General features: G+C 63.5%; 11 protein-coding genes. 5 read left to right on the forward strand and 6 right to left on the reverse strand.

Annotated features, from left to right (window positions below):
• Positions 1-93 precede the first annotated feature (93 nt).
• The 3 genes from ACKI1H_RS10525 to ACKI1H_RS10535 form a co-directional block, all read right to left on the reverse strand.
• Positions 94-537 carry an REP-associated tyrosine transposase gene (locus ACKI1H_RS10525; RefSeq protein ID WP_440468312.1) on the reverse strand — a complete coding sequence of 148 codons (444 nt, stop codon included), beginning with the start codon at positions 535-537 and terminating at the stop codon, positions 94-96.
• A gap of 180 nt (positions 538-717) precedes the next feature.
• A complete protein-coding gene (locus tag ACKI1H_RS10530) occupies positions 718-2,301 on the reverse strand; it encodes a peptide chain release factor 3 (RefSeq protein WP_088421170.1) in 1,584 nt (527 codons plus the stop codon).
• 128 nt (positions 2,302-2,429) lie between these two features.
• Complete coding sequence (locus tag ACKI1H_RS10535; protein ID WP_440468313.1) at positions 2,430-3,701, reverse strand: cation:proton antiporter; 1,272 nt, start codon at positions 3,699-3,701, stop codon at positions 2,430-2,432.
• A 448-nt stretch (positions 3,702-4,149) separates the two neighbouring features.
• Here ACKI1H_RS10535 and ACKI1H_RS10540 point away from each other — a divergent pair, with 448 nt between their 5' ends.
• From ACKI1H_RS10540 to ACKI1H_RS10560, 5 genes are all read left to right on the forward strand, one after another.
• Positions 4,150-4,866 (forward strand): ABC transporter permease, encoded by a 717-nt coding sequence (locus ACKI1H_RS10540; protein ID WP_440468314.1) that lies wholly within the window; start codon positions 4,150-4,152, stop codon positions 4,864-4,866.
• Positions 4,867-4,883: 17 nt separating this feature from the next.
• Positions 4,884-5,822 carry a glycine betaine ABC transporter substrate-binding protein gene (locus ACKI1H_RS10545; protein ID WP_440468315.1) on the forward strand — a complete coding sequence of 313 codons (939 nt, stop codon included), beginning with the start codon at positions 4,884-4,886 and terminating at the stop codon, positions 5,820-5,822.
• Position 5,823: 1 nt separating this feature from the next.
• The gene (locus ACKI1H_RS10550) at positions 5,824-6,489 is read left to right on the forward strand and encodes an ABC transporter permease (RefSeq protein WP_045209529.1); all 666 of its coding nucleotides are present in this window, start codon (positions 5,824-5,826) and stop codon (positions 6,487-6,489) included.
• Positions 6,490-6,491: 2 nt separating this feature from the next.
• Positions 6,492-7,658, forward strand: coding sequence for an osmoprotectant ABC transporter ATP-binding protein OsmV (locus tag ACKI1H_RS10555; protein WP_138521155.1), 1,167 nt, complete (start codon positions 6,492-6,494; stop codon positions 7,656-7,658).
• Between the two features lie 614 nt (positions 7,659-8,272).
• A complete protein-coding gene (locus tag ACKI1H_RS10560; protein WP_045209531.1) occupies positions 8,273-9,436 on the forward strand; it encodes a type III PLP-dependent enzyme in 1,164 nt (387 codons plus the stop codon).
• A 281-nt stretch (positions 9,437-9,717) separates the two neighbouring features.
• Here the strand turns inward: ACKI1H_RS10560 and ACKI1H_RS10565 are convergent, their stop codons facing one another.
• From ACKI1H_RS10565 to ACKI1H_RS10575, 3 genes are all read right to left on the reverse strand, one after another.
• Positions 9,718-11,520: a phosphoethanolamine transferase CptA gene (locus ACKI1H_RS10565; RefSeq protein ID WP_440468316.1), complete on the reverse strand. Its 1,803-nt coding sequence runs from the start codon at positions 11,518-11,520 to the stop codon at positions 9,718-9,720.
• Positions 11,521-11,618: 98 nt separating this feature from the next.
• Positions 11,619-12,413 (reverse strand): tetratricopeptide repeat protein, encoded by a 795-nt coding sequence (locus ACKI1H_RS10570; RefSeq protein ID WP_138521159.1) that lies wholly within the window; start codon positions 12,411-12,413, stop codon positions 11,619-11,621.
• A 6-nt stretch (positions 12,414-12,419) separates the two neighbouring features.
• Positions 12,420-13,100: a Fe2+-dependent dioxygenase gene (locus ACKI1H_RS10575; protein ID WP_440468317.1), complete on the reverse strand. Its 681-nt coding sequence runs from the start codon at positions 13,098-13,100 to the stop codon at positions 12,420-12,422.
• Between the last annotated feature and the right edge of the window lie 134 nt (positions 13,101-13,234).

Here is a 13,234-nt window from a genome sequence, read left to right on the forward strand (position 1 = left end):
CTTTTGCGCTTTTGTAGGAGCGAGCTTGCTCGCGAACAAACCCCGCTGCGGGGCTAGGGTTCGCGAGCAAGCTCGCTCCTACAGGGCTATGCGTCATAGCCAGACGGCGTTCCAGAAGGGATAGTCCCGAAGCGATTTGACTAGCCCGGCACGCAGAGGATTGGCAACCAGATAACGGGCTGCTGCCTTCAGATCTTCTTCATGGCGTAGGGCGTGGTCATGGAAACCGGACTGCCAGACTTTGCCGGTGCGCCCCAGCGTCTTGTTGAATGAGATCGCGGTGAGTGATTTCAGCCGCTGCATGAACGCGCTCAGTGAGTCGTTTTCGAGTTGAACCAGACAGTGCAAATGATCAGGCATCAATACCCAGGCTAGAAGATGTGCCGGTACCGCTTGGTGGATCGCTCGAGCGACGGCGCATGTTGCGTTCCATTGCGTGAACAGGGATTGGCGCTGGTGAGTGACGGCGGTTACCAGATAAATCTGTCCTGTGATCGAATGACGTCCGTTACGCAAATTCTTGCCATGAAACCCCATCGCCAATCTCCGGTGAGTATCCATGCCCAAGATTGCAGAGGAGGTTGGGTCTGACTGTAGGAGCGAGCTTGCTCGCGAACCTGTGACGTCCGGTTCGCGAGCAAGCTCGCTCCTACGAAAAACAGGCCGGTGCAAATGAAAACGCCCGCACAAGGCGGGCGTTTTCGAACAGCGACGAACTCAGTGGTGCTCGCGGGTGGCGCGGAAGGTGATGTCCGGCCAGCGCTCTTCCATCAGGCTCAGGTTGACGCGGGTCGGCGCCAGGTAGGTGAGGTGGCCGCCGCCGTCCACGGAGAGGTTCTCGAAGGCCTTGTCCTTGAACTCCTTGAGCTTCTTCTCGTCCTTGCATTCGATCCAGCGCGCGGACCAGACGTTGATCTGCTCATAGGCGCACTCGACCTTGTATTCCTCCTTCAGGCGGCTGGCGACGACGTCGAACTGCAGCACACCGACGGCGCCGAGGATGATGTCGTTGTTGCGCTCGGGGAAGAACACCTGGGTGGCACCTTCCTCGGCCAGTTCCTGCAGGCCCTGGCGCAGCTGCTTGGACTTGAGCGGGTCCTTCAGGCGTACGCGGCGGAACAGTTCCGGGGCGAAGTGCGGGATGCCGGTAAAGCCCAGCGCCTCGCCTTCAGTGAAGGTGTCGCCGATCTGGATGGTGCCGTGGTTGTGCAGGCCGATGATGTCGCCGGCGAAGGCCTCTTCCAGCTGCTCACGCTCGCTGGAGAAGAAGGTCAGCGCATCGGCGATCTTCACGTCCTTGCCCAGGCGCACGTGGCGCATCTTCATGCCCTTCTCGTACTTGCCCGAGCAGATGCGCATGAAGGCGATGCGGTCGCGGTGCTTGGGGTCCATGTTCGCCTGGATCTTGAACACGAAGCCGGAGAACTTCTCCTCGGTCGGCGCCACGGTGCGCTCGTGGGCGCCACGTTCCAGCGGCTGCGGGGCCCAGTCGACGATGCAGTCGAGCACCTGGTCGACACCGAAGTTGCCCAGCGCGGTGCCGAAGAACACCGGGGTCATCTCGCCCTTGAGGAAGGCGTCCTTGTCGAACTCATGGCAGGCGCCCTGCACCAGTTCCAGCTCTTCGAGGAAGTTGTCGTAGAGGTCGCCCAGGTGTGCGCGCGCCTCGTCGGAGTCGAGCTTGTCGATGATCCTGGTCTCGATGCGCTCGTGGCCGTGGCCCGGCACGTAGACGATGATCTTGTCCTGGGCGAGGTGGTACACGCCCTTGAAGTCGCGGTAGCAACCGATCGGCCAGGTGATCGGCGCGGCCTTGATCTTCAGTACCGCTTCGATCTCGTCGAGCAGCTCGATCGGGTCGCGGATATCGCGGTCGAGTTTGTTGATGAAGCTGACGATGGGAGTGTCGCGCAGGCGGCAGACTTCCATCAGGGCGATGGTGCGCGGCTCGACGCCCTTGCCGCCGTCGAGGACCATCAGCGCCGAGTCCACCGCGGTCAGGGTGCGGTAGGTGTCTTCGGAGAAGTCTTCGTGGCCGGGAGTGTCGAGCAGGTTGATCATGTGCTCGCGGTAGGGGAACTGCATTACCGAGGTGGTGATGGAGATGCCGCGCTGCTTCTCCATCTCCATCCAGTCGGAGGTGGCGTGGCGGTCGGACTTGCGCGACTTCACGGTACCGGCGACGGCAATCGCCTTGCCCATCAGCAGGAGCTTCTCGGTAATGGTGGTCTTACCGGCGTCGGGGTGGGAAATGATCGCGAACGTACGGCGCTTCGCGACTTCGGCGGCTTGGATGCTCATGGATGGGTGCCTGGTCGATTCGGTGAAGACGGGCGGCAAGCGGCCCGAAAAACGCGGGATTATAGCGTAAACAGCAGCGTCGCCGGCAGACCCGGCGACGCAAGGCTCAAGGTCGTTGGAGAGCGCCGTCAGTGATCGCTGTCGGCGACACGCTCCGCGTCCTTGTAGATGCGCCGCACCAGCGGGCCGATGGACAGGCCCTGGAGCAGGATCGACACCAGCACCACGACGTAGGTCAGGCTGAGGATCAGGTCGCGCTGCTCGCCCAGCGGCAGGGACAGCGCCAGGGCCACCGAGACACCGCCGCGCAGGCCTCCCCAGACCAGGATGCGGATGGTGCCAGCGGGCACTTGGCGGCCACCGTTCCGGGTCTGCCGCAGCACGAGGATGGCCGGTGCCACGGTGAGCAGACGCGAGATCAGCACCGCGCCGCCGAGGGTGAATGCTGCCACCACATGCAGCCAGTTGAACGGCAGCAGGAGCAGTTCCAGGCCGATCAGGGCGAACAGCAGGGCGTTGAGGATCTCGTCGATCAGCTCCCAGAACTTGTCGATGTAGCGCCGTGTCTCGTCGGACATCGCGTACTGGCGCGCCTGGTTGCCGATGATCAGGCCGGCTACCACCATGGCGATCGGCGCCGACACGTGCAGCCGCGCCGCCAGTGCCGCACCGCCGATCACCAGGGCCAGGGTCAGCATGACTTCCACCTGGTACTGGTCGATGCCGCGCATCATCAGGAACACCCCGTAGCCCAGCGCCGCGCCGAACAGGATGCCGCCGATGGCCTCCTGCACGAACAGCCAGGCGATGCTCGACACAGTGGGCGTCTCGCCGGCCAGCAGGATGCCCAGCAGGATGGTGAAGACCACCACGGCGGTGCCGTCGTTGAACAGCGACTCGCCGACGATGGTGGTGGCCAGCGGCTTGGGCGCGCCGGCGGACTTGAGGATGCCGAGTACCGCGATGGGGTCGGTGGGCGAGATCAGCGCACCGAACAGCAGGCAGTAAATGAAGTCCACGTGCCAGCCGAAGAGGGCGAAGGTGTAGTAGGCCAGGTAGCCGATCACGGTGGTGGCGATCAGCACGCCAAAGGTGGCCAGCAGGCCGATGGGCCACTTGTAGTTGCGCAGGTCGGCGAGGTTCACGTGCAGGGCGCCGGCAAACAGCAGCGCGGGCAGGAACCAGGTCATCAATACATCGGAGAAGTCGATGCGGCTGATGATCTGCTGCATCTCCACTTCGAGGACCGGGTAGCCGATCAGCGACATGCCCTGGGCGATGAAAGAGAAGATCAATGCGGTGGCCATGACGCCGATGGTTGGCGGCAGGCGGATGAAGCGGTAGTTGACGTAGGTGAGCAGGGTGGTCAGCGCGATGAACGCCGCGGCCAGGTCAAGCATGGCGATGGATCTCCGTGGTAGGCAAGAACGCCGGCCCCGAGTGACCTATCCATGGGTCGGGGGCACGCGAAAGAAGCCCGATGATAACCGCTGAGAGAGTCTGCGTGCGTTTTCGCCGGGCGCATCCGCCGTTGGGCAAGCGGCGCAGCGTGATGGTTCAGCCTGATCGCGACTTTTCTCGAAAAAAAGTTTGTCCGCCACAGCCCCCGGACCATGGGGGCTGACGCTGAATGCGCCACCCGGCGATGGCACAAGGATGGCAATTTTATTGAACATAACGGCACGCACGGGGGTCCACCCCTTCGCGACGGCAATCCGCAAATGCATCTGCAAGTGCTTGATTCCTGTCGCGTTTAATGGCGGTCCCAATCAGGTTTCTGGACGGGATCGAGCGTCAAGTGAGTGCGGCGATGCCAGTCGCCGCACACCCGAAGGGAGTCCCCCAACCATGGTGAAGTCCACCACGGGCAAGGCCCTGTTCGGCGTCTGCTTCGCAGTCGTTGTGCTGGCTTTGCTGATCCACTGGATCACCCCCGCCACTCTGTGGCAGTACCGCGAAGACCTGCTGTTCTACCTGCAGGCGCACCTGGTCCTGGTGTTCGCGTCCATGTTCGCCGCCATTGTGGTCGGCATCCCCGCCGGCATGCTGCTCAGCCGGCCCGCCTTGCAAGGGCAGGCTGAGCGCCTGATGCAGGTATTCAACGTCGGCAACACCATCCCGCCGCTGGCCGTGCTGGCCATCGCCCTGGCGATTGTCGGGATCGGTAACGGCCCGGCGATCCTCGCACTGTTCCTCGCCTCGCTGCTGCCCATCGTGCGCAATACCTACGAGGGTCTGCGCGCCGTGCCGGCCTCGCTCAAGGAGGCGGCCACCGGCATCGGCATGACACCGCGCCAGGTGCTGTGGCGCGTCGAGCTGCCCAACGCCGTTCCGCTGATCATGGGCGGCGTGCGTATCGCCCTGGCGCTGAACGTCGGTTCCGCGCCGCTGGCCTTCCTGATCGGTGCCAACAGCCTGGGCAGCCTGATCTTCCCCGGCATCGCCCTGGACGACCAGTCCAAGCTGCTCCTTGGCGCGGTGTGCACCGCGCTGCTGGCGCTGGTGCTCGATGGTCTGGTGGTGCTGTTCAGCCGCACCGTGCTGGAACGGGGGCTGACGCAATGAATGTCAAAGGAATGGGTATGAAACCTTTGCTCGGCGCGCTTGGTCTGCTGCTGGCCGCTTTATCCGGCGGCGCCCAAGCGGCAGATACAATCCGCATCGGTGGCAAGCCTTTCACCGAGCAACGCCTGCTCACGGCGATCTCTTCGCAGTATCTGCAGAGCAAAGGCTATGACGTGAAAGTCACCAACGGCCTAGGCAGCACCCTGGCGCGCAGCGCGCAGGAGAGCGGCCAACTCGATATCGTCTGGGAATACACCGGCTCGTCGCTGATCGTTTACAACAAGGTCACGGAAAAGCTCGACGCCGAGCAGTCCCTGGCCAAGGTCCGCGAGCTGGACGGCAAAAAGGGACTGGTCTGGCCCACGCCCGCGCCGTTCAACAACACCTATGCCCTGGCGATGCCCGAGGAGCAGGCCGAACAGCTCGGGGTGCGCACTCTCAGTGACTTGGCCCGGGTGATGAAGGAGCAGGGCGACAAGAAGCCCCATCTGTTCGCCATGGACCCGGAGTTTGCCGGCCGCCCGGACGGCCTCGCTCCGATGAGCGAGCTATACGGCTTCCACTTCACCCGCGACGACGTCCGGCAGATGGATGCGGGCCTGGTCTACACCGCGCTGAAGAACCGTCAGGTGTTCGTTGGGCTCGTCTACACCACCGATGGCCGCCTGAAGGACTTCAAGCTGCGCGTGCTGGAAGACGACAAGCAGTACTTCCCGTTCTACAACGCTGCACCGGTGATGCGTGCGGACCTGCTGGAGAAGCACCCCGAACTGAAGACGCTGTTCGATCCCATCGCCAGGCTGCTCGACGACAAGACCATGCAGGCGCTCAACGCCCAGGTCGACATCCAGCAGGAGCCGGTACAACGCGTGGCGCAGCAATTCCTGCGCGAGCACCAACTGATCGGCGACAACGCGCAGACCACTCGGAAGCAGCCCGCCGGGGAGGAGAACTGACATGGATTTCATGACCGTGATTTCCCGCCTGGACTGGACCCAGGTCGGCCAGCTGACGCTGCAGCACCTGATGCTGGTGTCCGTGGCGGTGGGCCTGGCCATCGTCGTCGGCGTACCGCTGGGTGTGCTGATGACCCGCTTCAAATGGCTGGCCGGCCCTCTGCAGGGCGCCGCTACCGTGGTGCTGACCATCCCGTCCATCGCGCTGTTCGGCCTGATGCTGCCGCTGTACTCGAAGATCGGCCAGGGCCTCGGCCCGTTGCCGGCGATCACCGCGGTGTTCCTCTATTCGCTGCTGCCGATCCTGCGCAATACCTACCTCGCGCTGACCAACGTCGAACCCGGCATCCGCGAAGCCGGCAAGGGCATCGGCATGACCTTCTGGCAGCGCCTGCGGATGGTCGACATTCCCATTGCCGTGCCGGTGATCCTCGCCGGCGTGCGCACCGCCGTGGTGATGAACATCGGCGTGATGACCATTGCCGCCGTGATCGGCGCCGGTGGCCTGGGCGTGCTCATCCTCAATTCCATCAGCCAATCCAACATGCCCATGCTGGTGGTCGGCGCGGTGCTGGTGAGCCTCTTGGCCATCGCCGCCGACCTGCTGCTGCAATGGCTGCAGCGTGCGCTCACCCCCAAGGGCCTGCGCCCGCAGACAGGAGACTGACCATGATCGAACTCGACCAACTGACCAAGACCTTCACCCTCAAGGACGGCAAGGAATTCCGTGCCGTGGACAAGGTCAGCCTGACCGTGGAGAAGGGCGAGATCTGCGTGTTCCTCGGCCCCTCCGGCTGCGGCAAGACCACCACGCTGAAGATGATCAACCGCATCATCCAGCCCACCTCCGGGCGCGTGCTGATCGATGGCCAGGACACCCGCGAACTGGATGAGGTGACCCTGCGCCGGCACATCGGCTACGTCATCCAGCAGATCGGCCTGTTCCCCAACATGACCATCGAGGAAAACATCATGGTCGTGCCACGCTTGCTCGGCTGGGACAAGCAGAAGTGCAAGGAGAAGGCGCGCGAGCTGATGGCGATGGTCAAGCTCGAGCCCAAGCAGTACCTGTCGCGCTACCCGCGCGAGCTGTCCGGAGGCCAGCAGCAGCGCATCGGCGTGATCCGTGCGCTGGCCGCTGACGCGCCGCTGCTGCTGATGGACGAGCCGTTCGGCGCGGTGGACCCGATCAACCGCGAGTCGATCCAGAACGAGTTCTTCGAGCTGCAGCGCAAGCTGGGCATGACCGTGATCATGGTCAGCCACGACATCGACGAGGCGATCAAGCTCGGCGACAAGGTGGCGGTGTTCAAGAGCGGCCGCCTGCTTCAGTTCGACCATCCCGACACCCTGCTGGCACACCCGGCGGACGAGTTCGTCAGCGCCTTCACCGGCCAGGACAGCACCCTCAAGCGCCTGTTGCTGGTGCGTGCCGAGGATGCCGCCGACAGCAGCATCGTCACCGCCAACCCGCAGACCACGGTGGCCGAGGCGCTGGAGAAGATGGAAGAAGACGACCGTCGCTACCTCGTCGTCGTCGATGCCAATGGCAAGGGCCTGGGCTATGTGCGGCGCAAGGACATGCGCCGCCAGGAAGGCGTGTGCAGCGACTTCCTCAACGAGTTCCGCGTCACCGCCAGCCACGACGAGCACCTGCGCATCCTGTTGTCGCGCATGTACGAGTTCAACAGCTCCTGGTTGCCGGTGCTGGATGCCGAAGGGCAGTTCCTCGGCGAGGTGACACAGGAGTCGATCGCCGATTACCTGAGTTCGGGGCGCTCCCGCGGGCGCAAGACGAACATCGTGTCGCCGGCGGAGGTGGCGCAGGCTTCCTGAGCTCTCCTGACACCGCTTTGCCCTCTCCCTAACCCTCTCCCTGAAGGGAGAGGGGATATCCGTGCCGGCTTCTACGTTTGTGCCATCCGGCTGACACGGGGCTGTCAGCGCACTCGGACAGCGCCCTCTCCCTTCAGGGAGAGGGCGGGGGAGAGGGGGCGCCCAGCTCCGATTTTCCCCCGTACATCCCTCACGAAATCCCCTCCCGCACCACTCATCTCAATCAGCTGAACTCCCCCCTCTGTCATCGGTCGTTAACTGAAGTAGGACGATGATGCAGAAACCCGTCGAAAGCCCCGTTCTGTGCGGTATTCCGTGCATTTTGTTGAGTATCCAAAACAGTCAACCGGCAGTGCGACAAAGGGATGCGAAAAAGCGGCAAATCAGGGTTGAACTCACGGACCTCAGGTCCTAAAGTTCGCGCCCGAACGTCCATGCTGGAAACGATCCATCCGGCTCAAGTACTGACGACGAGAGATAGCCGGTGCCCTTGACCGGTATCGGTAATGCTCGGCGACATGCCTTGGGAAGTAGGCGAACCAAAGTGGGGAAACGGATTCGACGTTCAGCTTCACCCCTACGAATAACCTGTTCTGCCATTTGGAGTCCCAACCATGTCCATCAAGGTCGAGGATTACTTCGCCCCCGAAACCTTCCAGCGTATGAAGGCGTTTGCCGACAAGCAGGAAACCCCCTTCGTTGTCATCGACAAGCAGACCATCGCCGATGCCTACGACCAGCTGACCGGCTGCTTCCCGTTCGCCAAGATCTACTACGCCGTGAAGGCCAACCCGGCCACCGAAATCACCGAGTTGCTGCGCGACAAGGGTTCGAATTTCGACATCGCCTCCATCTATGAGCTGGACAAGGTGATGAAGACCGGCGTGCGCGCCGAACAGATCAGCTACGGCAACACCATCAAGAAAGCCCGCGACATCCGCTACTTCTACGAGAAGGGCGTGCGCCTGTTCGCCACCGACTCCGAGGCCGACCTGCGCAACATCGCCAAGGCCGCGCCGGGCTCCAAGGTCTACGTGCGCATCCTCACCGAAGGCTCCACCTCCGCCGACTGGCCGCTGTCGCGCAAGTTCGGTTGCCAGTCCGACATGGCCATGGACCTGCTGGTGCTGGCCCGCGACCTGGGTCTGGTGCCCTACGGTGTGTCCTTCCACGTGGGTTCGCAGCAGCGCGACATCGGTGTATGGGACGCGGCCATCGCCAAGGTGAAGGTCATCTTCGAGCGCCTGAAGGAAGAAGACGGCATCGAGCTGAAGCTGATCAACATGGGCGGAGGATTCCCGGCCAACTACATCGCCAAGACCAACAGCCTGGAAACCTACGCGGAAGAAATCATCCGTTTCCTCAAGGAAGACTTCGGCGACGAGCTGCCGGAAATCATCCTGGAGCCGGGCCGCTCGCTGATCGCCAACGCCGGCATCCTGGTCAGCGAAGTCGTGCTGGTGGCGCGCAAGTCGCGTACCGCCGTGGAGCGCTGGGTGTTCACCGATGTGGGCAAGTTCTCCGGCCTGATCGAAACCATGGACGAGTCCATCAAGTTCCCGATCCACGTGGAGAAGGCGGGCGAGTTGGAAGAAGTGGTGATCGCCGGCCCGACCTGTGACAGCGCGGACATCATGTACGAGCACTACAAGTACGGCCTGCCACTGAACCTGGCTGCCGGCGACCGCCTGTACTGGCTGTCCACCGGCGCCTACACCACCAGCTACAGTGCGGTGGAATTCAACGGCTTCCCGCCGCTGAAGGCGTTCTACCTGTAAGCCTCGCTTCAATGAAAAAGCCCCGCCGATGCGGGGCTTTTTCATTATCTGCCGGCGGCGCTTTTCGTAGGGCGAATAACCTGGAACAGGTTATCCGCCGTCTCTGAATGGCGGATAACGCTGGCGCGTTATGCGCCCTACCAACTTTGTGGTGCGTGGGCGCCGTGTGGGAGCGGGCCATGCCTGCGATCGAGCCCATGGGGCGCTCCTGCAGGTGCGGGTGGTGCTTGGAAAGAAAAACGCCCCGCAGTGCGGGGCGTTTTACGGTGCGTCGGGAAGACTCAACCCTCGTTGGGCTGCGCCTTCACCGGTGCCTGTGCCGTGGCTGGCGCCTTGGCGCCGTCGGCGATTTCCTGCTGCGGCGCGGCCTTGTCCTGCGGCAGCTTGTCGAACTCGTGCAGGCCATCCTTCTTGTACGGATCGCCGATCCAGCGCGGGGCGGCGGCAAACTGCTCGTTCACCAGGCTCTTGGCCGGTTCGTAACGGTCGTAGCTCAGGCCCGCAAGGTCCGACAGGGTGTGGATCAGGTGCGAGCTGCTGTAGGAACGATTGGCCACTGCCTGCAGGTCGCGCGGGTGCTCGGCCTGCCAGCTCGGCGAAGTCCAGACCATGAACGGAATGGTGTACATCGGTCGGGTCGGGTCCATCTCGTTGCGGCCCAGGCGGTCGTGGTTGCCCGAGCTGTAGACCTCCTCACCGTGGTCGGAGAGATAGAGCATGAAGCCGTTGGCGTTGGCGGCCGAGTAACGCTTGATCAGGCTCGACACCACGAAGTCGTTGTAGCGCACCGCGTTGTCGTAGAAGTTGTAGGTTTCCACCTGGTCATCCGACAGGGCCGAGGGGGCGCCCTGGCGGTCCTTGAAGTAGGCGAACTCGTCCGGATAGCGGTAGCGGTAGTCCATGTGCGTGCCCAGCAGGTGGATCACGATGAACTTCTTCTGCGCCGGGTCCTTCAGGGCCTTCTCGAACGGGTCGAGCACCACGCCGTCGTACTGGCTGGCGTTCTGGTTGCGCTGGTTGTTCAGGTACGCCTGCTCGTCCGTCTGCTGGGAGAAGGTGGTGAGCATGGTGTTGCGCTTGGTCATCGTCTGCTGGTTGGTGATCCAGAAGGTCTTGTAGCCCGCCTGTTTCATCAGGTTGATCAGCGACGGATCGGTGAGGAAGCGGTCCGGGTTCTGCTCATCGCCGAAGGTGAGGATCTGCTGCATCACCTCGATGGTGTAGGGGCGCGGCGCGACCACGTTCTGGAACACGGTCAGGCCCTGGCCGCTGGCGGCGAGGGCGTCGAGGTTCGGCGTGGTGTCGCGGCCGTAGCCATAGAGGTGCATGTGCTGGCGAGTCGTGGATTCGCCCAGGACCAGCACCAGGGTGCGCGGCTCGTTACCGCTGCTGTCCTTGAGGTTCTGCAGGGGTGGCAGGGAGGCGTTCTGCTGCAGCAGCTTCTGCATGTTGTCCAGTTGCTGGCGGTACTGGACGTAACCCACCACCAACTGCCACGGAACCGCCGGCTCCATGCGCGACTGCACCTTTTCCACCGCCTGGGCGAAGGTACGCTCCTGGGTGACCATCTGCTTGTAGAAGGGATAGAACAGGTTCAGCACGACCAGCAACACGGCCAGCGGTATGCGGGCATAGGCCGGCATGTTGATCGGACGGATGCGCTTCCACAGCACCACGGCGACCACGGTGTAGGCCAGCAGTGCCAGGCACAGCCAGAGGCTGAAGTACTGGCTGAAGTACTCGCCGGCCTCGGCGGTGTTCGACTCGAACATCACGAAGATGACGCTCTGCGAGAACTCCTGCTTGTAAATGCCGAAGTAGCTCAGGCCCACCAGCGAGGCGCCCCAGAGCACCAGGCCGATGATGGCGGCGACGCCCTTGGTGAAGCGCGGCAGCAGCAGCGGCGGTGCGAGCCACAGGCTGCTGAGGAAGAACGCGTCACGGAAACCGGCGAAGCCAGTGGTGCCGCTGAACAGGATCAGCGCCTGGGTAACGCCGGAGAAGTACCAGAAGAACAGCAGGAGCCAGCCCAGGGCGGCCCAGTCCACGCGTTTGCGCGCTGCGGGAGATGTGGTGTTCGACACTTGCGCCTCGTCGTTGCCAGGCGGCTGCCGAAACGGTCCGGCAGCCAGATTAGCCGGCAAAGCTAGCAGGGTGGGCGTGAAAATTACGTCAAGGGGCGTCAGGCGACGCCCATCTGCTCGGCGAGGTGACGCAGGTCCGACTCGTCACCCAGTTCGGCGGCGCGCTGGAAGTAGGCCAGGGTCAGCTCGCGCAGGCTCGGCGGCATGGAGGCCGCCAGCTGCTGGCGGGCCACGCGCAGGAAGTTGAGGTTGCCGCCTTCCAGTGCGCGCTCCAGCCAGACGCGCGCGGCGGGCAGGTCGCCGCGCTCGGCGAGCACCGAGGCGTGGCTGAACTGGCCACGGAAGTCACCGGCCTCGGCCGACCGACGGTACCACTGGTGCGCCGCGTCCAGGTCGCGCGCTACCACCAGGCCTTCCTCGTGGAAGCGTCCGACGAGGTTCATCGATTTGGCGTGCCCCAGCGCCGCCGCGCTTTGGTAAAGCGCCAGCGCGCGGGCGTCGTTGCGCTGCACGCCACGGCCGGTGGAGAGCAGGTTGGCGAGGTTGTACATCGCCCAGTCGAGCTTCTGCTGCGCCGCTATCGCGTAATGGCGAGCGGCGGCGGCCTCATCCTGCGGGCAACCCCAACCGTGTTCGAGGCAGCGCCCGAGCATGTTGCGCGCCATGGCGTGGCCGCGTTCGGCAGCGATGCCGAACCAGGTCAGGGCCAGGCTGACGTCCTGCTCGATGCCGTGGCCGTCGAGGAGGATCTGCCCGAGCAGCGCCTGGGCTTCGAGGTCGCCCTCGCGGGCGCCGGTCAGGATAAGCCGGGCGGTCTGCCGCGGGTCATCGGCGAGTTGGCCGGTGAGGTCCTCGACATTGATTTCTTCAGTGCGACGCAGGACGAAACTCATGACAGATCAGACATCCACCCAGCGGCGCAGCAGGTTGTGGTAAGTGCCGGTCAGCTCGATCAGCGCCGGATGGTCCGGCACGTCGCGGGTCAGCGCCTGGATCGACTGGTCCATCTGGAACAGCAAAGCGCGCTGGCTGTCCTCGCGTACCAGGCTCTGGGTCCAGAAGAACGAGGCGATGCGGGCGCCACGGGTCACCGGGTTGACCTTGTGCAGGCTGGTAGCGGGGTAGAGCACCAGGTCGCCGGCCGGCAGCTTCACCTGCTGGGTGCCGTAGGTGTCCTGGATCACCAGTTCGCCGCCGTCGTAATCCTCCGGGTCGCTGAAGAACAGGGTCGAGGACACGTCGGTGCGCACCCGCTCGCGGCCGCCCTGGGTATCGCGTACGGCATTGTCGATGTGAAAGTCGAACGAGCCGCCACCGGTGTAGCAGTTGAACAGCGGTGGGAAGACCTTGCTGGGCAGGGCTGCCGACTGGAACAGCGGGTTGCTCCACAGGCGCTGCAGCATGGCTTCGCCGATTTCGCGGGCCAGCGGGTGGTCCTGCGGCAGTTGCAGGTTGTGTTTGGCGCGGGACGACTGGTAACCGGCGGTGACCTTGCCGTCGGCCCACTCGGCCTGTTCCAGGGCCGCGCGGATGCGCGCCACCTCATCGCGGGTGAAGACGCCGGGAATGTGCAGCAGCATGGGCCGGTTCCATCAGTTTCGATAATTTGCCAATGATAATGATTTGCAACATATCGGTACAACCGGCATACCCCTACTTCCGACAGGGAGAAAGTGTAAATGTTGTAAATCATATGCGTATGGTAATGAATGTG

The sequence above is a fragment of the Pseudomonas sp. YH-1 genome (assembly GCF_051990045.1).
Classification (GTDB): Bacteria; Pseudomonadota; Gammaproteobacteria; order Pseudomonadales; family Pseudomonadaceae; genus Pseudomonas; species Pseudomonas nicosulfuronedens.

Excerpts from the sequence above, each read along its gene's own strand:
- ACKI1H_RS10525 (WP_440468312.1), bottom strand. The coding sequence starts at position 537 with ATGGGGTTTCATGGCAAGAATTTGCGTAACGGACGTCATTCGATCACA.
- ACKI1H_RS10530 (WP_088421170.1), bottom strand. The coding sequence starts at position 2,301 with ATGAGCATCCAAGCCGCCGAAGTCGCGAAGCGCCGTACGTTCGCGATC.
- ACKI1H_RS10535 (WP_440468313.1), bottom strand. The coding sequence starts at position 3,701 with ATGCTTGACCTGGCCGCGGCGTTCATCGCGCTGACCACCCTGCTCACC.
- ACKI1H_RS10540 (WP_440468314.1), top strand. The coding sequence starts at position 4,150 with ATGGTGAAGTCCACCACGGGCAAGGCCCTGTTCGGCGTCTGCTTCGCA.
- ACKI1H_RS10545 (WP_440468315.1), top strand. The coding sequence starts at position 4,884 with ATGAAACCTTTGCTCGGCGCGCTTGGTCTGCTGCTGGCCGCTTTATCC.
- ACKI1H_RS10550 (WP_045209529.1), top strand. The coding sequence starts at position 5,824 with ATGGATTTCATGACCGTGATTTCCCGCCTGGACTGGACCCAGGTCGGC.
- ACKI1H_RS10555 (WP_138521155.1), top strand. The coding sequence starts at position 6,492 with ATGATCGAACTCGACCAACTGACCAAGACCTTCACCCTCAAGGACGGC.
- ACKI1H_RS10560 (WP_045209531.1), top strand. The coding sequence starts at position 8,273 with ATGTCCATCAAGGTCGAGGATTACTTCGCCCCCGAAACCTTCCAGCGT.
- ACKI1H_RS10570 (WP_138521159.1), bottom strand. The coding sequence starts at position 12,413 with ATGAGTTTCGTCCTGCGTCGCACTGAAGAAATCAATGTCGAGGACCTC.
- ACKI1H_RS10575 (WP_440468317.1), bottom strand. The coding sequence starts at position 13,100 with ATGCTGCTGCACATTCCCGGCGTCTTCACCCGCGATGAGGTGGCGCGC.